Below are 21,495 nucleotides of genomic sequence, written 5' to 3'. Positions count from 1 at the left end.
TTGAGCCAGGCCGCGCAGTCACCTGCGGCTGAGCAGGGCCATGACACCGTGACTTTGGCATCGCCCCGATGCCACTCGACGCGGATGTCTTGGTCTGGCGAAGCTGTATCGGAACGCCCACTGCCCGACTCGGCCGCCATGTGTAATGCCACGAACTGCTGGGCACCAACCGCCACCGGGCGGGGGCTGACATCGGTGGCCATATCAGTAACACCGTGGGGCTGCGCGAGGCGATCTTTAGCCTGCCGCAGCCAAATGCTGACCAGATTGGCGTTGAGTTGATGAATCCTGGCCACGCCCGCCACCGAGGCCCCAGGTTGACGGCACGCCGCCATCACATGGGCCTTGAATTCGTCGCTGTGTTTACGACGTGTACCGCCTTTGATTGCACCCATGAGAATGTCCATTTAGAAGTGAAATGGGCATCTTCGGGAGCTCTGAAATGGGGGGCAAGATGGGAGGACTGGCCGCTTACCCATGGACTGCCTGTCCGCCTTCGTTGTGGTGTTCGCCCTGGGCGCACTCACGGCAATGGCCGTTCAACGCATGTCGCAAGCCAGCACCCGTTGCTCCACCAATCCTCATTGCCCCCACGCCGGCCATGCGAGCTGAATGCCCTCGCTGCCAAAGCGAACAAACCACCGAACTCGCCTGGGGTCGCAAGACCGGTTGCGCCGTTGGCCTCATGGCCGGTGTCGCAGCCGGCTCTGTCGGTCTGGGTGCAGTCGCCTCAGGTGGTTCTGGTTGGGATGTGCCGGCCCTGGCAGATTCCAACTCGCCCTCCAGCCCTCTGGGTCAATTGATCCTGGGCGCACTGGTCGGTGCCACCACCGGCTGTGCCGTGGGCGCCCGTCTGGGTGAAGCCATCGACGAGCACCTGCTGCACAACCGCCGCTGCCTGGACTGCGGTCACCGCTTCAGCATCAGCCGAAGTTACTGACACGCGTTCGCTGCCCTGCCCCCTACCAGCTCCGCCTTTCAGGCGGCGGGCTTCCCTCCCACTCCTCTCTGCTGTTGGCCCCGCGTACCTCTGGGTACCCGGGGCCTTATGCCGTCTGGGGTGGGGACAGCTTGGGGCGTCTTCCCTTTCTTTGTCTCGCACTGCTTCGGCCCTGGGCCAAGGAGGTTTTCATGACTTGTTTGTGTTCTTCAGGTGGCTCCGCTGCTGCCCCCCGTTCTGCCTCGGACTCGACGGTGGTCTGCTCTGGCCTGGCCGGCTATTGCCGAGCCCCTGTGGTTCAGGAAGCACTGGCCCATCTGGAGCGTTCGGTGCGGCAAAGCTACTTCCTGAGCGGCCCCTGTGCCGTTCGGGATTTTCTGCAGGTGCTGCTGGCTGACCGGCCGCACGAGGTGTTCACGGTCGTGTTCCTGGATGCCCAGAACCAGGTCATTGATGCCCTGGAGATGTTCCGGGGTTCCTTGACCCAGACCTCGGTTTACCCCCGAGAGGTGGTGATCGAAGCCCTGGCCCGTCAGGCCAACGCCGTGATCCTGGCTCACAACCACCCAAGCGGCTCACCGGATCCGTCTACCGCCGACATCACCCTCACCAAGACATTGCAGTCCGCCCTGTCCTTGGTGGATGTACGTGTCCTGGATCACTTCATCGTCACCCGCAGCGGCCTGGTCAGCTTGGCCGAGCGCGGGCTGATTTGAGTTTCTTCCGGTTTCCTCATTTCTTCGTTTTTCAGGAGATTTCTCATGGCTCATTTGATGCAATCCATGGCCTATGGGGGCGAGACGCCCTGGCATTCCCTGGGCAACGCCCTGCCCGCTCGCCAATCCATCGATGTCTGGGCCCAGCAAGCGGGCATGGACTGGAAGATCTGCGAGACCCCGGTTCGCTTCATGGCCGGTGAAGCCGGTGGTCTGGGTGCCATCCAGACCTTCGAGGATCAGAAGGTGCTGTACCGCAGTGACACCAAGACGGCTTTGTCTGTCGTGGGTGGCCGCTACCAGGTGGTTCAACCCAAGGAGGTGCTGGAGTTCTACCGGGACCTGACCGAGGTGTCCGGGTTCGAGCTGGAGACAGCCGGTGTTCTGAAGGAGGGCCGCAAGTTCTGGGCTCTGGCCAAGACGGGCAAGACCACGGCCTTGAAGGGCACCGATGTGGTCAATGGCTACCTACTGTTGGCAACGTCGTGCGACGGGACCTTGGCCACCACGGCCACGCCGACCACGATCCGGGTGGTGTGTCATAACACCCTGACGATTGCCCTGAACGGTGCAACCAGTGCCATCCGGGTGCCGCACTCGACTGCCTTCGATGCCCAAGCGGTGAAGAAGCAGTTGGGCATTGCCGTGTCCAACTGGGACAGCTTCATGTACCGCATGAAGACCCTGGCCGAGAGGAAGGTGAAGACCCACGAAGCGATGAATTACTTCCTCAAGGTGATTTGCCTGCCTTCGGGCATGGACGGCCATCACGGCTATCCGGGACATCAGGGCCACCTCGATCCTGCGGCCAAGCTGGTCAATGAGCGGGCCTTGAAGAAGGTGCAAGCGCTGTATGACGGGCAAGGCCGCGGGGCGGAACTGTCGTCAGCACAAGGCACGGCCTGGGGCCTGCTGAATGCCGTGACCGAGTTCGTGGACCACGAGCGCCGGGCCCGGTCTCAGGAGTACCGGCTCGACAGTGCCTGGTTCGGCCAGGGGGCCAACCTCAAGCAGCGCGCATTGGATCAGGCGCTGCAGTTGGTCGCTTGACCCCTGCGCCTAGGCATACGTCTATGCGTAGGAATGGTCTTACGCCTGTTCCTTGTTTCTTACCACTTCGGTTTCCTGTCCTCCCTCCCAGCCATCGCTCTTCACCCCCACCCTACGGCATAAGCCCCGCCCACCCTGGATGGATGGCGCGGGGCTTTTGCTTTGGTGGGTGAGAGCTTTGTTGGGGTCAGGTTTCTTGTTCAACCCATTCGAAAGGATTTCTCATGGCACACGCCATTTCTTCGGCAGGCGCTTCGCCGGCTTCTTCCGCCTCTGTTTCGACTTCCGTTTCTGGTTCCTCGCGCCCCCGCCCTGCCCTGCGCCTGGTCAAGACCCAAGGCCTGACCCGTGAGCAATGGCTGGAGGTTCGTCGGGGTGGGATCGGCAGTTCCGATGCTGCTGCGGCGGTGGGGCTCAACCCCTACCAATCTCAGCTTGAGCTCTGGATGATCAAGACCGGTCGCGGGCACTTGCTGCCGGCGGTCGATGAGTCGGAAACCTCTCCGCTGTACTGGGGCACCTTGCTGGAGCCCATTGTGGCGGCCCACTACACCAAGCGCACCGGCAACCGGGTTCGCAAGGTGAATGCGGTTCTGCAGCATGCCGATCACCCCTGGATGTTGGCCAACATCGACCGGGAGGTGGTTGGTTGTCCTGATGTGCAGATCCTGGAGTGCAAGACGGCTGGGTACCACGGGGAGCGCCTTTGGCGTGACGGGGTGCCGGAGTACGTTCAATTGCAGGTGATGCACCAGCTCGCGGTCACAGGCAAGCAGGCCGTCGATGTGGCGGTGCTCATTTGTGGCCAGGAGCTTCAGGTGCATCGGGTGGCGCGTGACGAGGCCATGATCCGCCAGCTGGTGGAGTTGGAGCACGCATTCAAACGCTTCGTCGACACAGACACCGCACCAGCGGCTGACGGATCTGAGTCATCCAACGAGGCGTTGCGTGCTCTGTACCCAAGGGATGCGGGTCAGACGCTCGATCTTCGCGGGGACCTGGTGATGGAGTCGGTGTTCTCCGACCTGGTCGCTGTGCGCGCTGCCCTGAAGGCCCAAGGCGAGCGCGAAGCCCAGTTGAAGCAAGCCATTGTTCAACGCATGGGGGATGCGTCCAAGGTCTTGTTCGAGTCTGGGGTGGTGAGTTTCAAGCGGTCCAAGGACGGCTTGGCTTTGGATGAAGAGCGTCTGGGTGCTGCTCATCCTGAACTGCTGGCCCAGTACCAGGTGTCCAAACCGGGAAGCCGTCGCTTCCTGGTCAGTTCCAACACCTGAATCACTTCCAACCCACGCGAGGTCTGCCTGATCAACGGCGGTCTCGCTTCAATTCATAGGATAGGGAAAAAATCATGCTCAAAGGTTTGGCTTTGACGCCCCCGGTGCTGGGGCGGATCTCCATCGGGCGCGTGGTGGAGAAGTCGGGCAAGCGCGTGCCCGAGAAGGATGACGAGTTCACCATCACCTCCCAGGTGCAGACCCGGGGGAGCTGGGTGAACCATCCGGTGGATGCGGAACTGCGCAAATCAGTTGAACCGGCGAACGGAAACGCCAGTTCCAACGCTCACGCCAAGTTGCGCAGCATTCCGGTGCGGCTGCTGTTTGACGATCCGGACCTGAGCCTGCGCGCCAACTACAGCCTGTTCGATCGCAAGACCGGAAGGCCGCTGTGTGTGGGCAATGGAGAGACCTGCCGGCGGTCCACCTCGACAGGGATCCAGACGCTGGAATGCGCATCACCGGAGGGGTGCCAGTTGGGAGTCGACCAGGGGTGCAAGCCCTATGGGCGTCTCAATGTGCGCATCGACGTGGACTGCGACGACCAGACCGATGAACTGGGCAGCTTTGTGTTCCGGACCACGGGGTTCAACAGCATCCGGGCACTGGCGGCTCGGCTTCAGTACTTCCAGGCGATCACGGGAGGCAAGTTGTCGGCCATGCCCCTGGAGCTTCGGCTTCGGGGCAAGTCGACGACGCAATCTCACCGGGCTGCGATCTTTTACGTGGACCTCACGGTCCGGGGTGGGATGACGCTGCTGGAGGCCATTGCCCAAACCAAGGCGACTTGGGCTGAGCGGGAGGACGCCGGGTTTGACCAGGCGGCGCTCGATGCGGCAGCCAAGGCTGGACTGGCTCTGGGGGCGTTTGAGGAGTCGGCTGAAGACGGGACCGCGCTGGTGGAAGAGTTTTACCCAGTGACAGGGGGTGACGCGACTTCACCGACGGAGTCTGATCAGGTCGACCCAGCCAATCAGGAAAGGCAAACACGGCCCACGCTGGGCAGCAAGCTGGAAGCGAAGGCAGCGCTGCTGCGGCACTGAGCCAGAGCGGCCAACGACGGCAGGTGCAAGGCCTGCGTCAAACCACAGGGGGCGCTTCGCGGTTGCGAGGGCGCCCTTCTCCTTTTTTACGTCCCCACATTTGTTCGACCACCGGTATGGCTGGCATCGCTCTTGGCGAGGCGTAGCCGTGTCCGGACGGCAGATCTGTGGGGGATCAACCTTCAAATCACTGAATGGGAATGAACATGGATATTGAGATCAACGACACGGTCACGCGGAAGGCCGCGGGCACGACAAACCATCAGCAAGGGCGCTCCAATGAGGCGCCCTTGTTTGCTTTGGGGAGGATTGTTGCGACACCAGCGGCCATGGACATGCTGCAGGTGTTTCGGTTCTCACCGCTGCGACTGCTGGCCCGGCACGTGCGCGGGGATTGGGGGGATGTCGATGGGGATGATGCTGAGATGAATCGACGCGCGCTGATCCTCCAAATGCGCATCCTGTCGGTCTACACGCTCAAGCGGGTGGTGGACGGGCAGCCAAGATCCGAGAAGGTGTGGGTGATCACGGAGGCAGACCGGTCGGTGACGACGGTGCTGGTGCCTGATGACTACTGACACCTACCCCAAGCCACCTCAGATCGAGCAACTGTTTGTTCGGGGGCTGCGGTTTGAGGGGGAGTTGCAGTACCTGGCCCGGCCTTCGGGCCGATGCGGCCCAGGGTTCAGGGAGGTCCGGGCGCCGAAGGCTCGCCGGGATGGAGGTCTGGCCTGGTGCTCGGCGGTAGCCGGGGGGATTTTGGGGGTTTGGCCGCTGGCAGGACATGCACAGCCACACGATGGCTGGCGGGCTTCCGATGCGGGGCTGATCGAGCGCCTGATTCTGAGTGGAGGCCTGGCCCTGGTTCAACTGGGAGATGGGTATTTCAGCTGGTGGGCTCTGGTGACGGGGGTGGAGCGGGACCGCACCCGGCCCCAAGGGGTGGTCACCGCGCTGTTGCTGTTGGATGTCTCGCAGGGCTTGCCTTGGGGGAGTGCTTACAGCGCCAGGGTGGATGGCCTCGATAGGGAGGGTCCGGGGGCACTGGAATGGCGCTGTATCGATGGCGCTCAGGTGGCTGTGGGGATCTTGCGGTGGGTTGGAGTCCACAGCCCAGCGACTGCTTGATGGCATCACTCCCGACCTGGCTGAGGCTGGGTCGGGGTCGAGGGATCAAGTTTTTTTGCGTTCGTTTTGTAAGCGCGCGGCAGAATGACGGGGTGGTTGAAGCACCCTCGAGCTCACCAGCATCGACGATGCATCGCCACATGAGGGCGGTCTTTCTTCATCAGTTGAGCGGCCTACTCTGTGGACGGCAAACGTTCTTCTGGCGCGTTTGAAAGGCCGTAGGTCGAGCGTTCGTTGACCTCGAAAATATGCAATCAAATTTGGCGTCGAGGAGATCGCCCCTTGTCGTCACGAGCGTCTAACACTTCTTGCAAAACCCGCGACAACGCATGCTTGTCCACACTGCATGCGGGAATTTTCTCGGCGATGAGTTCGGCCACCTGGCTCAGTCTGTCAATGCGGTCAGTGCTGGTGCGGGTAGGCCTTGCATTTGCAAGGGTGGTCATGGCGAGAACGGCAATGAGTGCTCAGTTTGTGCAAGCATCCCGCCAGTTGTCGGATCACGATCGCAAGTGGTCACAAGGCCAGGGCCCCCCGCACCCCTCACCCCCCTGCCACAGGCCCAAACTCGCCCTCCACCCAGGCGCTGGCGCTGCGCTGATTCAGCTTGAAGTCGGGGCGCACGCGGCGCTGGGCCACGGGCTCGCTGTAGGGGGGCAGATCGGGGTGGGCGTAGGCGGCCAGGGTGGCGTAGGGCTCGAACTCGTCGGGCACGATGTCGAGGGTGACCTGCCAGCGGGCGTCGCCCAGGTTCAGGTCCACACTTTTGTGCAGTTGGGCGCGCAGCTGCTGTTCGTGGCGGCGCAGCACCTCGCTGGCGGTCTTGACCAGGGTGTTGAAGGCGTTGGTGTCGAGCGGCTTGGGGTTTTTCTTGTCGCGCCCCATGGTCCAGGGGCCAACCAGGGCGGGCTCGGGTTCGCGGTCTTTGTACATCGCGACGGCCCAGCCGTCGTCGTCGTCGTTTTTGATGACGCGGGCCGTCCAGCCGTTGTCAGCCCACAGACGGGGCTCTTTTACCACCGGAGTGTCATCGGGGGCGTCGGGGTCTTGGAGGTCGGGGTCGTGCGGGTCAGAGAGGGACAAAACAAAAGCCAGGGCAAACAGGGAAAGCGCTGCATCTTACGCGCTGCACCGCCCCCTGCCCCGGCAAGCCGGTGTCGCACGACCGGTGTCGCGCAACGGGTGTCGCCCCACCGGTATCGCCCAACGGGTCTAGCCCAGCAGGCTGGCCACCCGCTCGCCGATGGCCAGGGAGCTGGTCAGGCCGGGTGACTCGATGCCGAACAGGTTGACCAGGCCAGGCACCCCATGCACGGCAGGCCCCTGGATGACGAAGTCGGGTGCGGGCTGGCCCGGGGGCGCGATCTTGGGGCGCATGCCGGCATAGCCCGGTTGCAGGGCGCCGTCGGGCAGCTCGGGCCAGTACTGGCGCACCTCGGCATAAAAGGCGTCGCCCCGGGCGGGGTCGACCACCAGGTCGTCGGGTGAATCGACCCACTGCACATCGGGGCCGAACTTGGCCTGCCCACCCAGGTCGAGCGTGAGGTGCACCCCCAGGCCGGCGGCCTGGGGCACGGGGTAGATCAGGCGGCTGAAGGGCGCGCGCCCGGCCAAGGTGAAATAGTTGCCCTTGGCGTAATAGGCCTGGGGCACATGGGCCGCGTCAAGCCCGGCAAAGCGGCGCGCCAGATCGGGGGCGGCCAGGCCGGCGGCATTGACCACGCTGCGGGCACACAGGGTGGTGCCGTCGGCCGCCTGCAGCAGCAGCCCTTGCGGCGTGACCTGGGCACTTTGCAGGGCCGACTGCACGGCCAGGGTGCCGCCTGCGTTTTCAAGATCACCCAGCAGGGCCAGCATCAGGCCGTGGCTGTCGATGATGCCGGTGCTGGGCGAGTGCAGTGCCGCCAGGCACTGCAGGCGCGGCTCCAGGGCCTGGGCCTGCTCACGGCTGAGCCAGGCCAGGTCGGTGACGCCATTGGCGGCCGCCTTGTCGACAATGCCCTGCAACTGACCGAGTTGTTCGGGCTGGGTGGCTACCAGCAGCTTGCCGCAGCGTTGGTGGGCGATGCCGCGCTGCTGGCAATAGGCGTACAGCAGCTCACGCCCGCGCACGCAAAGTTGGGCCTTGAGCGAGCCCTGCGGGTAATAGATGCCGGCGTGGATGACCTCGCTGTTGCGTGCGCTGGTGCCGGTGCCAAAGGTTTCGGCGCTTTCCAGCACCAGCACCTCGCGCCCTTGCAGGGCCAGGGCACGCGCCACGGCCAGCCCCACCACACCGGCCCCGATCACAACGCAGTCGACGGCCTCCATCACAGGGCCCGGGGGTCGACCGTCAACAGGCGCTGCACCAGGCCTTGCAGATGGCCGCGCAACTCGCCAAAGCCCGCGGTCGGGGCCAGGGTGGTCTCGTCCATGTAGAGCTTGCGGTTGATCTCCAGTTGAAGGCTGTGGCGATGGCTGCTGGGGTGGCTGTAGCGGCGCACCAGCTCCACGCCCTTGTAGGGGTGGTTCAGGGCCACGCTGTAGCCCAGCGCACGCAGGTGTTCGCAGATCAGTTCGGCCAGCGCGGGGCTGCTGGTGCTGTGGTCGCGGTTGCCCACCACGAAGTCGGCGTGGGCCTCGCCCGGGAACTCGGTGGCGTGGCTGGAGGCCACGGCGGGCATGGAGTGGCAATTGATGTGAAGGCTGTAGCCATGGCGCGCGTGGGCGGCGTCGATGGCCTGGGCCACGGCCGCGTGGTAGGGCACCCAGCAGCGCTCGATGCGGTCTTGCACCTCGCCCACGCTCAGGCGGCGTTGGTAGATGGGCTCGCCGCCATCGGTGCTGCGCCAGATCAGGCCTTTGCCCAGGCGCACCTTGCTGAGCACCTTGGGGTCGGTGGCCACCGGGCCGGGCCAAGGCGTGTCGAACAGGGTGGTGTCGATCTCGGTGGTGTCACGGTTGGCATCGAGGTAGCTGCGCGGAAACAGGGCCTCGACCCAGGCCACGCCGAGGCCCGGAGCGAAGTCGTACAGCTTCTCGACATGGGTGTCTTCGGCCTGCCGCAGGATGGGCAGAGGCACGGCGTGCTGAAAGTCGTCCGGGTAGAAAGTGCCGCTGTGAGGCGAATCGAGCACCAATGCGGTGGTGCCCTCCAGGGTACGGATCAGGTCTGCAGTCATGCCTGGATTGTCTCGCAGGCTGAAGGCCTTGCCCATTGGGGGAGATACAGAGGCAGCGGGCCGCGGCCAGGGGCTACTGCTCACTATTTAAGCAGCGTAACAATTGCCTTTGCAAATCAAGCACTTGACGCAGTGCTCCTGCCTCGGCACACGGCTTGTCCACAGGCTTGTCCAGAAAAGGCGGGGATATCCAGCAGCCCGCACGGCGGGGTCAGGCCGCGTCAGGCCGCGTGAGGCCCTTGCGCCAGGTAGCGCAAAAAGTCATCGAGCGTCATGGGCCGGGCAAAGTGGTAGCCCTGCCCATAGCGTGCCCCCATCTCCAGCAGTTGCCGGGCCTGCAGGTCGGTTTCAATGCCCTCGGCGATCACCTCGCTGCCGATGGCTTTGGCGATGGCAATGATCTCGGGGATCAGGGTGGACCGGATGGTGGCGTCGGCCATCTCGAAGACAAAGGACTTGTCGATCTTCAGGTAGTCAGGCGCCACGCGCTTGACGATGCCCAGATTGGAGTAGCCGGTGCCGAAGTCGTCGATCGAGATGGCAAAGCCATCGGCCTTGAGGCGAGCCAGCTCGGGCACCAGGGCGCTGGAGAAGTCGTACTCGGTGACCTCCAGTTCGATGCGCAGGTCGGTGCGCCCGCTGTCGTGCTGCGCCGCCTTCAGGTGGGGCAGGATCAGGTCGCGGCGCAGGTTTTGCGGAAAGAAATTGAGCGCCACCGAAAAGTGGGTCTGGGGCGGCAGTGCCGCGCCCAACTCAAGCAAGGCGTGGCGGCTGACGGCCGCATCAAAGCGCCAGCCCAGTTGCTGCTGGGTGAGCGCCGGGATGAATTGATCAGGGTACAGCAGATTCTGGCCGTCTTGCAGCCGGGCCAGCACCTCGCAGCCCATCACGCGGCCCGTGCCCAGCTCAAGAATCGGCTGGTAGTGACATACCACGTTGGCCGGCTGGCAAAGGTGGCGAATGAGGAACTGCATCGAGCTGAGGTAACGGCCCATTCGAACCAGCGCCGCGCCGGCCAACCAGCCCAGCACGATGCAAAGCACCACATAGCCGGCCGCCATCCAGGGGTGTCGCTGCAGCAGGTCCCCCAGGCCCAGCACGGATTGCACCGAGACCGGACTGACCCCGGGCACGGAGTTGGTCACCCGCCACACCCGTTGTGGCCAATCGAAGCTGAGGTGCGGGGTGTCCAGCGAAGCCATGGCGTCGGTCTGAGTGCCGCGCGCCCCCACATAGGCCCGGCGCCGCTGGTGGATGTTGCCGGCCCACACGCCGTCGGCGTACTGGGCGAACACCTCCTGAGTGGGGTTGTCGTCGATCACCACTTGAAAACGCCCCCGCTCGATCACGGTGCCACACAACTCGGCCGGCGCCAGGGGCGAGTACGCCCGCAGCGGCGTGTTCAACAGGTAACGCCCCACCGACCCATCGATCCCTTGGGTGCTGCGCGGCCAGGGCTGGGGCAGCAGACCCGAGACCGTGCTGCAGTACAGGCGGCCCTGGTCGTCCAGCAGGCCGATCTGGCGCACGTCGCGGTTCTTGAGCAGCAGCACCCGCAACAGGCTGAGGTTGTCGGGCGTGCATTCAGCACTGTGTGACGCGTTGAGCACGTCCAGCATGTGCCGCACGTTGTCTTGCAGGACGTGCATGCGTTGCAGCACTTTGGCGTGGCCCTGGTCAATGGTCTGCACCCGAACCTGCAAGGCACCCCAGGCGATCAGAGCGGCCACGGCACAGGCCAGCAGGCCGCCCCCCAACCAGCCGACCAGGGCCGCATGGCGCCCCAACCATCGGCACACGGGGACAAGCAGGCTGCGCCTGGCAGGGGAGAGGGTCATGTTGAGGCGGATAGGGAGTCCCGCAGTATAGGAGAGAGCACAACGTGCCTCCGGGTACCCCAAAGGGTGAAAACCCGGACGCCAAGGGCGCCATGGTCAATCCAGCGTGATCTTGGCGTAGGCGCTGACGCGCTGCATCTTCTCGATCTCGGACTTGATCTCGGCCCCGAACTCTTCAGGGCTGGTACCGGTGGCAAACAGGCCCTGGGCGGCGAGACGCTCGCGCACGGCGGGCTCTTTCAGCGCCCGCACCACGGCCTCTTGCACGCGCACGATGGCGGCCTTGGGCGTGCCCGCCGGGGCCACCAGGCCGAACCAGGAGGGCTCGTTGCACACGTTGAGGCCCAACTCGCCATAGGTGGGCACATTGGGCAGCACCTCCAGGCGCTTGTTCCAGGACACGGCCAGCGCACGCAGCTTGCCCGACTGGATGTGGGGCAGCGAGGCGGCCACCTGGTCAAAGTAAACCATCACCTGCCCGCCCACCACGTCATTGAGCGCGGGGCCGGCCCCGCGGTAGGGGATGTGCAGCATGAAGGTGCCAGTGGCACTCTTGAACAACTCACCCCACATGTGGCCGATGGTGCCCGTGCCTGGGGTGGCGTAAGAAAGCTTGCCTGGGTTGGCCTTGAGGTAGCGCAGGAACTCGGCGTAGTCTTTGACAGGCAGGCCGGCATTGACCACCAGCACCCCTGGCGCCTTGACCAGTTCGGTGACCGGGGCGAAGTCTTTGAGGGGGTCGTAAGGCAGCTTCTTGTAGACCGCAGGGTTGACCCCGTGGGTGGACACGGTGGCCACCGCCAGGGTGAGCCCATCCGGGGCAGCACGGGCCACTTCGGCCATGCCGATCGAGCCCCCTGCCCCCCCTTTGTTGTCGACCACCACGGCTTGGCCCAGCAGGCGGGCCAAAGGCTCGCTGATGGCGCGCCCCGTGATGTCGGTGGCCCCACCGGGCGGGAAAGGCACAACCAGACGAAGCGGCCGGGTGTCGGCAAAGGCAGGGGCCTGGCTGGCGGCAGCCGCGGCGGCCAAGGTGAGCAGATGACGTCGTTGCATGGGAGGCGGAATCCTTGATGAGGGCTGTCAGTGACAGGCCTTACGCAAAATGCGAGCCAGATGAGTATGCCGCGTGACAGGCCATGGCGCCCGATCTTCAGAAGCGGGCCGCATTCTTGCTACATTCTGTTACTTCCGCGCCATGAACCCACGTCCTGCTGCCACGGGCCACCCCGCCTTGACCCGACTCCACCAGTCCTTGTGGACCACGGTGGTGATGGCGCTGCTTTTCATGGGGCTGTTTGCTTACTACGTGCGGGCCGAGAAGGCGATCGACCAGGCCAACGAAGAGCGCCTGCAGTCACTGGGGCTGGCCACCGAGTTGCGGCAATCGTCGGACGACCTGACCCGCATGGTGCGCACCTACGTGGCCACGGGCAATCTGGTTTACCAAAAATACTACCTGGAGATTCTGGCCATCCGCGATGGTCAGAGCCCCCGCCCGCTCGACTACCGCAATGTGTACTGGGACCTGGTTCAGGGTGATGGCCCCCGGCCGCGGCCTTCAGGTGCGGCCGTGCCACTGCTGACGCTGATGGAGCAGGCCCACTTCACGCAGGCCGAGTTCGCCAAGCTGGCCGAAGCCAAGGCCCACTCGGACGCATTGACCGGCACCGAGTTTGCGGCGATGGCGCTGATCGAAGCCTCCGGCGGCGATGCGGGCGCGCGCCGCCTGCGCGCCATCGCCATGCTGCATGACACGGCCTACCACGAGGCCAAGGCAGGCATCATGCGACCGATCGCCGAGTTTCAGCAGATGGTGGAACTGCGCACCACGGCGGCGGTGCAGAACGCCGCACAATATGCCGTGGTGGTGCGGTGGGTGTTTGCAGGGGTGGGCCTGCTGCTGGCCATGACGCTTTGGCAGACCTACCGGGCGCTGCACCACACACTGGGCGGCAAGCTGGAGGAGATTCACCGCCAGATCGAACGGCTGGGACGGGGCGATTTCGCGGAACCCATCGCTGTGGCGCCTGCGTTGCAGCACAGCGTGCTGGGCTGGCTGGCCGAAATGCAGCGTCAGTTGCAGGTCGCCGACACCGAGCACCAGCGCTCGGCGGCGCAGATCAACAACCTGGCTTTCTTTGACCAGCTCACCGGCCTGCCCAACCGCGTGCTGCTGCTGGACCGGCTGCGCCAGACCCAGGCCGTCAGCCAGCGCACCGGCCTGTACGCTGCGCTGCTGTTCATCGACCTGGACCACTTCAAGACCTTGAACGACACCCAGGGCCACGACATGGGTGACCTGCTGCTGCAACAGGTGGCCGACCGACTGCGGCAAGGGGTGCACCCCGATGACACGGTGGCGCGCATCGGTGGCGACGAGTTTGTGATGGTGCTGGGCGGGCTGGGCGAGACACCGCGCGATGCGGCCAGCGCCACCGAGGCGATTGCCGAGCGCCTGCTGCGATCGCTGACGCGGGCTTACACCCTGAGGGGCTTCGTGCACCACAGCAGTGCCAGCCTGGGGGCCACGCTGTTCCTGGGCCAGGGCACCTCGATGGACGAGCTGATGAAGCAGGCCGACCTGGCCATGTACCGTGCCAAGGATGCCGGGCGGCAGGCCGTGCGCTTTTTTGATCCGGCCATGGAAGCGGTGGTGAAGCACCGCGCGGAAGTCGAGAACGACCTGCGCCAGGCCTTGGAGCACCATCAGCTGGTGCTGCATTTCCAGCCCCAGGTGAACAGCGACAGCGAACTGCTCAGTGCCGAGGTGCTGGTGCGCTGGCAGCACCCCGAACGGGGGCTGGTGCCGCCCGACGAATTCATCGGCCTGGCGGAGGACACCGGGCTGATCGTGCCACTGGGGCGCTGGGTGCTGCAGGCCGCCTGCGAGCAGTTGGCCCGCTGGGCCGGCCGCCCGGGCCTGGGTCAGTTGAGCCTGGCCGTGAACATGAGCGCCAGGCAGTTTCGCGACCCCGGGTTTGTGGCCATGGTGCTGGAGGTGGTGCAGCACACCGGGGCCGACCCGCGTCGCCTCAAGCTGGAACTGACCGAGAGCCTGCTGGTGCACGACGTGGACGAGATCATTGCCACCATGCAGACGCTGCAAGGGCATGGCATCGGGTTCTCGCTGGATGATTTCGGCACCGGCTACTCGTCACTGACCTACCTGAAGCGCCTGCCGCTGAACCAGCTGAAGATCGACCAATCGTTTGTGCGTGACCTGCTGCATGACGCACACGATGCCGCGATTGCCAAGACCATCGTCACCCTGGCCCAGAGCCTGGGTCTGCCCGTGATTGCCGAAGGCGTTGAGACGATGGCTCAGCAGCGGTTTTTGCAACAGATCGGCTGCCACGCCTACCAGGGGTTTCTGTTCAGCCGGCCCGTGCCGTTGAGCGTGTTCGAACCGCTGGCGCTGGCGGGCCGCCTGGGCCCGGCTCACGAGGGGCCCGGCTGAGCTTACTTGCCGATCTGCTTGCTGACGGCGTTTTCCTGCTGGTTGAGGGCGTGCTGTTCGGCCTTGGTGATGTGCCCGCCGTTTTGCGAAGCCATCACGCGCTCTTCCTGCCGGATCTGGTGGTCTTCGTGGTGCAGTGCTGAGGCCTGCTGGGGGGTGATTTCGCCGCTCTTGACCTCATGGTGGATGCGCGCATTCTGGCGATCCAGGCGGGCATTGACCTCGGCCCGCCGCGGGTGGCTGGCTTTCCAGCTCTGAGCGGGTGTCTGGGCTGCGGCAGCGCCGCAGAGAACGAACAGGGACAAGACGGTGACCAGGGATTTGTTTGACATGCGTTGCTCCTCGAAGGGTTGGGTTTCAGACGGCTCCCGAGGATGACAACGGCACATGGCCGGGCCTTGTTGACGACGACGTTGTAGCGGCGATGTAAAGACGGCGGTGGCGGCGCGCCCCCTCCCCCCTGGGCAGCGTCGGGCCATTTGGGGCGGGTTCAGGGCGAGGCGCTCTCACGCGCAAGCGAGCTGGACCGCCAGCGCGCCAAGTTGGCCTTGATGATCTCGTCGAGTACGCCGCTTTTTTTGAGCTGCGCCAGCTTGGCGTCGATGGCCTCCAGTTTGTCAGCACACGCCCCCTTCAGCGTGAGCGCCAGGTAGTTGGGGGTGTCGGCCAGGTAGGTTGACGGCACCACGAAGCTGCTTTCGTCGCTGCGCTTGAGCAGGTAGGCCATGCCGACAAAGTAGCCGGTGAGAAAGTAATCGATGCGCCCGACCTTGAGCTTGTTGAAATTGCTTTCCGGGGTGTCGGCCTCTTCGATGTCGAGCGATGCCTTGGCGAAGTCGTCCACATCGGCCCCGAAGCGGTTGCCGCGGGTGATGCCGCCGCGGTGACCGACCAGGTCTTGTCGCGCGTGAAAGGCGAAGGCGCGGTCGCGGGCCTGGAACACCGCCACCGGGTTGGACAGCGCCACCGCCTTGGGGAACAGCAGAAACTCCTCACGCTCGGGGGTTTTCTTGAGCGTGGCCACCATGTCGATCTCGCCACGCTCGGCCAGTTTCATGATGCGGGTGAAGGGCCCCTGGTAGCGGATCTCGTAGGCCATGTGCAGTTCGTCGAGCACGCGCCTGGCAATGTCGACGCTGGCACCCAGCATCTGGTGGCCGTCGTACCAGTGCAAGGGAGGGTAGGCCGGGTCGGCGCCGATGCGCACGCGGGTGCAGGCCGCCTGGGCCGGCACGAGCAGGGCCGGGGCAAGCAGCCAGGCCAGCGCCAGCACCCACGGGGGCCGGCCCCTGGTGAGGTGGTGAGCACCGGGCCGTACACCGGGTTGCGGCTGGGTCTGATGGTTTTTCATGTGGTCCCCCTTGTCAGAAAGCGGCCCCTTCAATTCATCTCGGCATAGCGGTTGTAGATGCGCTCCAGGGTGCCGTTGCGCTTGAGTTTGACCAGGGCCCCATCCAGACGCTTGACCAGGGCGGGCTCGAGGTGCCGACCGGCCCAGAAGTGGCTGGGCGTTTCGCCCATCACCCCAGGCACCAGGCGCAATTCAGGGCTCATCTGCCCTGCCCTGATGTAGTAGACGCAGGTGAGTTCGTTGCCGTAGTAGTAGCGCACCCGATGCCGCACGATGTTGCGCAAGGCCGTCACCGTGTCGGTTTCGTCGACGGCCACGCCATGCTGGCGCAGCTTGTCGGCATAACTGGCGCCGGCCTGGGTGGCCACCAGCCCGCCAGAGCGGGCCAGGTCGTCGAAGCCTGTGGGGCTGAACGCGTCGTCGCGCAAAGCCACCAGCCGTTCGCGCACGGCGTACACCGGGGTGGAGAGACGGTGGGCGATCTGGTGGCGCCTGGGGGTTTCGAGCAAGGCACAAAGCACGTCCAGCCGCCCCTCTTGAAGGGATTTCTCGATGCGCCGAAGGGGGGTGGGTTTGAGGTCGACCTCGAAGTGGATATCGGGCTCAACCCCCTCGATGGCCCGAAGGATATCGGGGCACAGGCCGCGCCCCGCCGCCGCACTGGAGCCGAGCAGGTATTTGGGGGCCGAGCCCTCCTGAGCCGCCGTGCGCAGCACCCAGCGTGTCGTCGAAGGGCTTGTTGCGGCTGCGTTTGAAGTGGCTGTCGCGACCTCATTCGCGGCCACATTTGCAGCCCTGCCTGTGCCGCCCAGCAAAAGCAGCAGTGCCAGAGAAGTCGCGATGAAGTTCATGGCGGGGTCGGGTGTGTCTGACAGGATCTGCCCGGGCCCATGCGGTGGCAATGGGCATCCGATGGTGTGTTCATTCAACGCCGCCACGGCGCATTTGACAAGCAGGGGCAAACGCCAAGGCGAGCCCGTTTGATCGACGTCATCTCTGCGGAACGGCCCCTGGCAACACCGATTGACCGCACCGGGCCTGGGGGCAACAATTTGCCGATGTGTCTTCTACAGCCCCTGGTCCCGCACTGGCACCCCACGGTGGGGGGCATCCGCGCGCGCCGGTCAGGCCCAACTGGTCATGAATGATCGGCCCCCCCTGGACCCGGCCCGGCCCCCTGCCGCCGCCCCCCACAAAAGCCTGCGCCGCCCCTTGTTCGTGGTGCTGCTGCTGGCCTTGCTGATTCCGGCCGCGCTGGCCACGCTGATCCTGCTCGACCTGAATCTGCAAAAAGCCGTGGACGTGAACGCGCGGGCCCGGGCCGAACAATTTGCCGATCTCCTCAAGGCCGGCCTGGTGCTGCCACTGTGGAACGTGGCGATCGATACCGGCCGCCCTCTGGTGAACGCCGTGGTGGCCGATGCCTCGATCGTATCGGTCGAGGTGCGTGATGCCGATGGTGGGTCGCTGCTGTCGTTTAGCCGCACCCAACCCAGTCGGGGCAGCCGGATCGAGATCAGCCGCAGCATCGACAAGGAGGGTGAACACCTGGGCGAGGTCAGCCTGTCCTATGCCACTACCTTGGCCCGGGACGAGGTCTGGAACTCGGCCTGGGTGCTGGCCGGGGTGGTGGGCTGCCAGCTGGTGGCCTCGTCGCTGCTGATCGGGCTGTGGCTGCACCGGCGGGTGCTGCGCCCCCTGTCCCGGCTGGGCAACAGCGCGGCCAGGATTTCGGCCGGTGATTTGCAGACGGCCTTGCCGGCGTTGCGGCCTGACGAGTTCGGGGTGCTGGCCCAGCAACTCGACTTCATGCGGGCCTCTCTGGGCCATTCGGTTGAAAAGCTGGAAGAGCGCGTGAACAACCGCACCGCCGAGGTGCGCCAGGCCCACGCCGAGCTGCAAGGCGCCATGGACCACCTGCGTCAGACCCAGGAGCGGCTGGTACAGACCGAGAAACTGGCCTCGCTGGGCGCCCTGGTGGCCGGGGTGGCCCATGAGCTCAATACCCCCATCGGCAACGGCGTGCTGGTGCTGAGCACCATAGCCGACCAAAGCCGCGCATTCAAGAGCGACCTGGCCAAGGGCCTGACGCGTGCCCAGCTCGATCAGTTTGTAGGCCACCTGGACGAAGGCCTGGCCATCGCCTTGGGCAGCTTGAACCGGGCGGCCGAACTGGTGCAGGATTTCAAGCAGATGGCGGTGGACCAGACCAGCCTGCGCCGGCGCAGCTTTGATCTGCGCGAGCTGGTGAGCGAGACGATGACCACGATCTCGGTGGTGCACAAGCATGGGCCGGCCCGCTACGCCATCGACATACCCGCCGGCATCCGCATGGAAAGCCACCCGGGTGCGATCAGCCAGATCGTGAGCAACCTGTATGAAAACGCCATGATCCACGCCTTTGGCGAACGCGGCGGCCTGCTGACCCTGTGGGCCCGGCAAGACGGCGCAGAGGTGCTGCTCAAGGTGAGCGATGACGGGGCCGGCGTGGCCCCTGAGAACCTGGCCCGGATCTTTGACCCGTTCTTCACCACGCGCCTGGGCCAGGGCGGCTCGGGGCTGGGCCTGAGCATTGTCTATGGCCTGGTTTCTGGCCTGCTGGGTGGGCAGGTGGAGGTGAGTTCACAACGGGGCCAGGGCACGTGTTTCAGCTTTCGACTGCCCCTGACCGCCCCGCCGCGGGCCGAGGGCGAGCCCGACGCGCCCGCCAGCCAGATCTGAGCAGATCCGCATCGCACGGGCTTGACTCAATATGTTGCTTTTGGCAACATGGTCATGCCTTAAGCATCAAAACCATGACCAGCCACCCAGACATCCTTCCAGACCGCATCGTGGCGGTGCGCCAGTTCAACCGCTTTCACACACGCCTGGTGGGCGCACTCGGGGATCGGGTGCTGCACTCGGACTACAGCCTGCCGCAGCTGCGCCTGCTGTACGAGATGGCCCACGCGCCCGCGCAGGCGCCGGCCTCGGCGGCGCAGTTGGGGCGTGATCTGGGCATGGACCCGGGTTACCTGAGCCGGCTCATCAACAGCCTGGAAGAGCGCGGCCTGGTGCAGCGAGAGGCCTCGCCCGACCATGGCAAACGCCTGGCCCTGCGCCTGACCGACGAAGGCCGTCGCGTGTTTGCCGAGCTGGAGGCGGCGTCTGCCGCCGAGGTGGCGGCCCTGCTGCAGCCGCTGAGCGAGTCCGATCAAACCCGCCTGGTGGGCGCCATGGCCCAGGTGCGGCGCCTGTTGGGTGACGCCCAGGCAGCCCCCAAGGCCTTCATCCTGCGCGACCCGCGCCCAGGCGACTTGGGCGCCGTGATCCAGAAGCAGGCCGAGTTGTACGCGCATGAATATGGCTGGGACTGGACCTTTGAGGGCCTGCTGGCCGAGATCGTGGGCCAGTATGTGAAGACCTTCGACCCCCAACGCGAGCGCTGCTGGATTGCCGAGAGCGAGGGCGAGGTGGTGGGCTCGGTGTTCGTGGTGCAACAAGACGAACACACCGCCAAGCTGCGCATGCTGTACGTGGATGCCAGTGCCCGCGGCCTGGGCCTGGGCCGCCGCCTGGTAGACGAATGCCTGCACTTTGCGCGGGCCCAAGGCTACCGCCGCATGGTGCTGTGGACCAACGACATCCTGGTGTCGGCCCGCCGCATCTACCAAGCCGCCGGCTTCGAGCTGATCGAAGAGGACAAGCACCAAAGCTTTGGCAAAGACCTGGTGGGCCAGGTGTGGGCGCGGGATCTTTGATCAGGCCGCGGCCGAGACCGAGCGCGCCACCAAGCGCACGATGGCCTCGCCCGTGGGCGCGGCCACCATGTCGGCCAGGGTGTATTGATTGAGGCTGGCAAAAAAGGCCTGCTGGGCCTGGTCGAGCATGCCCTTGAGCTGGCAACGCCCGGCCAGGGCGCAAGGCGGGTCGGCGCAATCGATCATCTGGGTGACGCCCTCCAGGCTCTGGATCACGTCGCCCAGTCGGTACTCAAGCAGCGGCCGGGCCAGGGCCAGGCCCCCGCCCTTGCCCCGGGTGGTGGCCAGCCATTGGTTCTGCCCCATGAAGTGCACCACCTTGACCAGGTGGTGGCGCGACACGGCAAACTGCTCGGCAATTTCGGAGATGGTGGCGGGCGTGTCGCGCTTCTGATGTGTGAGGTACATCAGAACGCGCAGACCCAGGTCGGTGAAGTGCGTGAGCTGCATGGTGTGGCTGAGGGCTCAGATCACCGCAGCATAACGCCTTTCACTCAAACGCCACCCGTGCCGAAGGCCTCGGCGTGGATGTGTGCATCGGGCACGCCCGCGGCCTGCAGGGCCTGGCGTTGCGCCTGCATGAAGCCGCGCGGGCCGCACAGGTAGAACTGCGAGCCGGTGCCCAGGGCGTTGACCTGTTCGGCCGACAGCTCGATGCGGCCCGCCTGATCGTAGTGCTGGCCCAATTGATCCTGGGCCCGTGGGTGTTCGTAGTGGATGCGGGCCTTGAGGGCCCGATGACGGCCTGCCAGTTCACGCACCCGGGCGCCAAAGGCGTGGGCGCCACCGTGGCGGGCCGCATGCAAGAAGTGCACGGGGCGCTGCGGGGCGCGCTGCACCAAGTGCTCCAGCATGGCCATCATGGGGGTGATGCCCACGCCGGCACTGATCAACACGGCAGGCGCCTCGGCCTGGGTGTCCAACACGAAATCGCCCATGGGCGGGGCCACGTCGATCAGGTCACCCTCTTGCACCTGGCTGTGCAGCACGTTCGAGACCATGCCGGCCGGGGCGATGGCCGCAGCGCCCTGCCCGGCTTCGCGCTTGACCGAAATGCGCAGGGCCTGCTCGCCCGGCGCGGCCGACAGGCTGTACTGGCGCGGCTGATGCAGGCCCAGCTCAGGCACGGGCACGCGCACGCTCACATACTGGCCCGGCTGGAAGCCCGGCACCGGGCCACCGTCGGCAGGCACCAGGTAGAAAGAGGTGATCTCTTCGCTCTCGGCCACCTTGCGTTGCACACGAAAGCCGCGCCAGCCCGTCCAGCCGCCGGCCTGGGTGGCCGCGGCCTGGTACAGGCCCTCTTCCATGCCGATCAGCAGATCGGCCAGTTGCCCGTAGGCGGCCGCCCAGGCAGCGATCAATTCATCGGTGGCGGCTTCGGCCCCCAGCACCTCGCGGATCGAGGCCAACAGGTGCTTGCCGACGATGGCGTAGTGCTCGCGGCGAATGCCCAGGCTGACGTGCTTGTGCGCAATCAGCTGCAGCACCGGTGCCAGCACCCCCGGGTTGTCGATGTGTTCGGCATAGGCCGCCACGGCCATGGCCAGGGCCTGTTGCTGGGCGCCCGAGCGCTGGTGGCCCTGGTTGAAGATGGCCTTCAGCTCAGGGTTGTGCTCGAACATGCGGGCATAGAAGTGACGGGTCAGGGCCACGCCGTGCTCCTTGAGCACGGGGGCGGTGGCTTTGACGAGGGCGCGGGTCTGGCTGTCGAGCATGGGGCTTCCTTTTTAAGATGCATTTATTTTATACCTTCAAATGCTCACGTTGAAGATGACCCCAAGCGATCTGAGG

20 protein-coding genes are annotated in these 21,495 nt (G+C 65.2%); 9 read left to right on the top strand and 11 right to left on the bottom strand.

Annotated features, from left to right (window positions below):
• Positions 1-407, bottom strand: a 407-nt coding sequence (locus AC07PT_RS16900; RefSeq protein WP_494657435.1) for a transposase, incomplete at its 3' end; no start/stop codon positions are given.
• A 278-nt stretch (positions 408-685) separates the two neighbouring features.
• Between AC07PT_RS16900 and AC07PT_RS16895 the strand changes: the two genes are divergently transcribed.
• From AC07PT_RS16895 to AC07PT_RS16870, 6 genes are all read left to right on the top strand, one after another.
• Positions 686-940: a hypothetical protein gene (locus AC07PT_RS16895; RefSeq protein ID WP_494657434.1), complete on the top strand. Its 255-nt coding sequence runs from the start codon at positions 686-688 to the stop codon at positions 938-940.
• Positions 941-1,131: 191 nt separating this feature from the next.
• Positions 1,132-1,656: a RadC family protein gene (radC, locus tag AC07PT_RS16890; RefSeq protein WP_494657433.1), complete on the top strand. Its 525-nt coding sequence runs from the start codon at positions 1,132-1,134 to the stop codon at positions 1,654-1,656.
• 45 nt (positions 1,657-1,701) lie between these two features.
• Positions 1,702-2,706: a DUF932 domain-containing protein gene (locus AC07PT_RS16885; RefSeq protein WP_494657432.1), complete on the top strand. Its 1,005-nt coding sequence runs from the start codon at positions 1,702-1,704 to the stop codon at positions 2,704-2,706.
• A gap of 224 nt (positions 2,707-2,930) precedes the next feature.
• On the top strand, positions 2,931-3,980 hold the full coding sequence (locus AC07PT_RS16880) for a YqaJ viral recombinase family nuclease (RefSeq protein WP_494657431.1): 1,050 nt from the start codon (positions 2,931-2,933) through the stop codon (positions 3,978-3,980).
• 74 nt (positions 3,981-4,054) lie between these two features.
• The gene (locus tag AC07PT_RS16875; protein WP_494657430.1) at positions 4,055-5,023 is read left to right on the top strand and encodes a recombination directionality factor; all 969 of its coding nucleotides are present in this window, start codon (positions 4,055-4,057) and stop codon (positions 5,021-5,023) included.
• Between the two features lie 206 nt (positions 5,024-5,229).
• Positions 5,230-5,601, top strand: a complete 372-nt coding sequence (locus AC07PT_RS16870) for a hypothetical protein (RefSeq protein WP_494657429.1) — start codon at positions 5,230-5,232, stop codon at positions 5,599-5,601.
• Positions 5,602-6,694: 1,093 nt separating this feature from the next.
• Here the strand turns inward: AC07PT_RS16870 and AC07PT_RS16865 are convergent.
• From AC07PT_RS16865 to AC07PT_RS16845, 5 genes are all read right to left on the bottom strand, one after another.
• Positions 6,695-7,234, bottom strand: coding sequence for a hypothetical protein (locus tag AC07PT_RS16865; RefSeq protein ID WP_494657428.1), 540 nt, complete (start codon positions 7,232-7,234; stop codon positions 6,695-6,697).
• A gap of 129 nt (positions 7,235-7,363) precedes the next feature.
• A complete protein-coding gene (locus AC07PT_RS16860) occupies positions 7,364-8,461 on the bottom strand; it encodes an NAD(P)/FAD-dependent oxidoreductase (protein WP_494657427.1) in 1,098 nt (365 codons plus the stop codon).
• Positions 8,461-9,312 (bottom strand): N-formylglutamate amidohydrolase, encoded by an 852-nt coding sequence (locus tag AC07PT_RS16855; RefSeq protein WP_494657426.1) that lies wholly within the window; start codon positions 9,310-9,312, stop codon positions 8,461-8,463. Before AC07PT_RS16855 ends, AC07PT_RS16860 begins: the two co-directional genes overlap by 1 nt.
• Positions 9,313-9,533: 221 nt before the next feature.
• Positions 9,534-11,150: an EAL domain-containing protein gene (locus AC07PT_RS16850; protein WP_494657425.1), complete on the bottom strand. Its 1,617-nt coding sequence runs from the start codon at positions 11,148-11,150 to the stop codon at positions 9,534-9,536.
• Between the two features lie 96 nt (positions 11,151-11,246).
• On the bottom strand, positions 11,247-12,206 hold the full coding sequence (locus AC07PT_RS16845; RefSeq protein WP_494657424.1) for a tripartite tricarboxylate transporter substrate binding protein BugE: 960 nt from the start codon (positions 12,204-12,206) through the stop codon (positions 11,247-11,249).
• A gap of 142 nt (positions 12,207-12,348) precedes the next feature.
• Here AC07PT_RS16845 and AC07PT_RS16840 point away from each other — a divergent pair, with 142 nt between their 5' ends.
• Positions 12,349-14,610 (top strand): putative bifunctional diguanylate cyclase/phosphodiesterase, encoded by a 2,262-nt coding sequence (locus AC07PT_RS16840; RefSeq protein ID WP_494657423.1) that lies wholly within the window; start codon positions 12,349-12,351, stop codon positions 14,608-14,610.
• 2 nt (positions 14,611-14,612) lie between these two features.
• Here the strand turns inward: AC07PT_RS16840 and AC07PT_RS16835 are convergent, their stop codons facing one another.
• From AC07PT_RS16835 to AC07PT_RS16825, 3 genes are all read right to left on the bottom strand, one after another.
• Positions 14,613-14,942, bottom strand: a complete 330-nt coding sequence (locus AC07PT_RS16835; protein ID WP_492346542.1) for a hypothetical protein — start codon at positions 14,940-14,942, stop codon at positions 14,613-14,615.
• A 158-nt stretch (positions 14,943-15,100) separates the two neighbouring features.
• Positions 15,101-15,961, bottom strand: a complete 861-nt coding sequence (locus AC07PT_RS16830) for a substrate-binding periplasmic protein (RefSeq protein WP_494657422.1) — start codon at positions 15,959-15,961, stop codon at positions 15,101-15,103.
• Between the two features lie 29 nt (positions 15,962-15,990).
• Positions 15,991-16,812 (bottom strand): substrate-binding periplasmic protein, encoded by an 822-nt coding sequence (locus tag AC07PT_RS16825; RefSeq protein ID WP_494657421.1) that lies wholly within the window; start codon positions 16,810-16,812, stop codon positions 15,991-15,993.
• Positions 16,813-17,101: 289 nt separating this feature from the next.
• Here AC07PT_RS16825 and AC07PT_RS16820 point away from each other — a divergent pair, with 289 nt between their 5' ends.
• Together AC07PT_RS16820 and AC07PT_RS16815 are read left to right on the top strand one after the other, a co-directional pair.
• On the top strand, positions 17,102-18,682 hold the full coding sequence (locus tag AC07PT_RS16820) for a sensor histidine kinase (RefSeq protein WP_494657420.1): 1,581 nt from the start codon (positions 17,102-17,104) through the stop codon (positions 18,680-18,682).
• A 74-nt stretch (positions 18,683-18,756) separates the two neighbouring features.
• Positions 18,757-19,701 (top strand): bifunctional helix-turn-helix transcriptional regulator/GNAT family N-acetyltransferase, encoded by a 945-nt coding sequence (locus tag AC07PT_RS16815; RefSeq protein ID WP_494657419.1) that lies wholly within the window; start codon positions 18,757-18,759, stop codon positions 19,699-19,701.
• Here AC07PT_RS16815 and AC07PT_RS16810 read toward each other — a convergent pair whose 3' ends face one another.
• Positions 19,702-20,151, bottom strand: a complete 450-nt coding sequence (locus AC07PT_RS16810; protein WP_494657418.1) for an RrF2 family transcriptional regulator — start codon at positions 20,149-20,151, stop codon at positions 19,702-19,704.
• A gap of 44 nt (positions 20,152-20,195) precedes the next feature.
• Complete coding sequence (gene hmpA / locus AC07PT_RS16805) at positions 20,196-21,419, bottom strand: NO-inducible flavohemoprotein (protein ID WP_494657416.1); 1,224 nt, start codon at positions 21,417-21,419, stop codon at positions 20,196-20,198.
• Positions 21,420-21,495: the final 76 nt, after the last annotated feature.

The sequence above is a fragment of the Curvibacter sp. GW821-FHT09D12 genome (assembly GCF_059416245.1).
The sequence above is the reverse complement of the archived record's forward strand: the minus strand, read 5'-3'. Positions and strand labels throughout refer to the sequence as shown.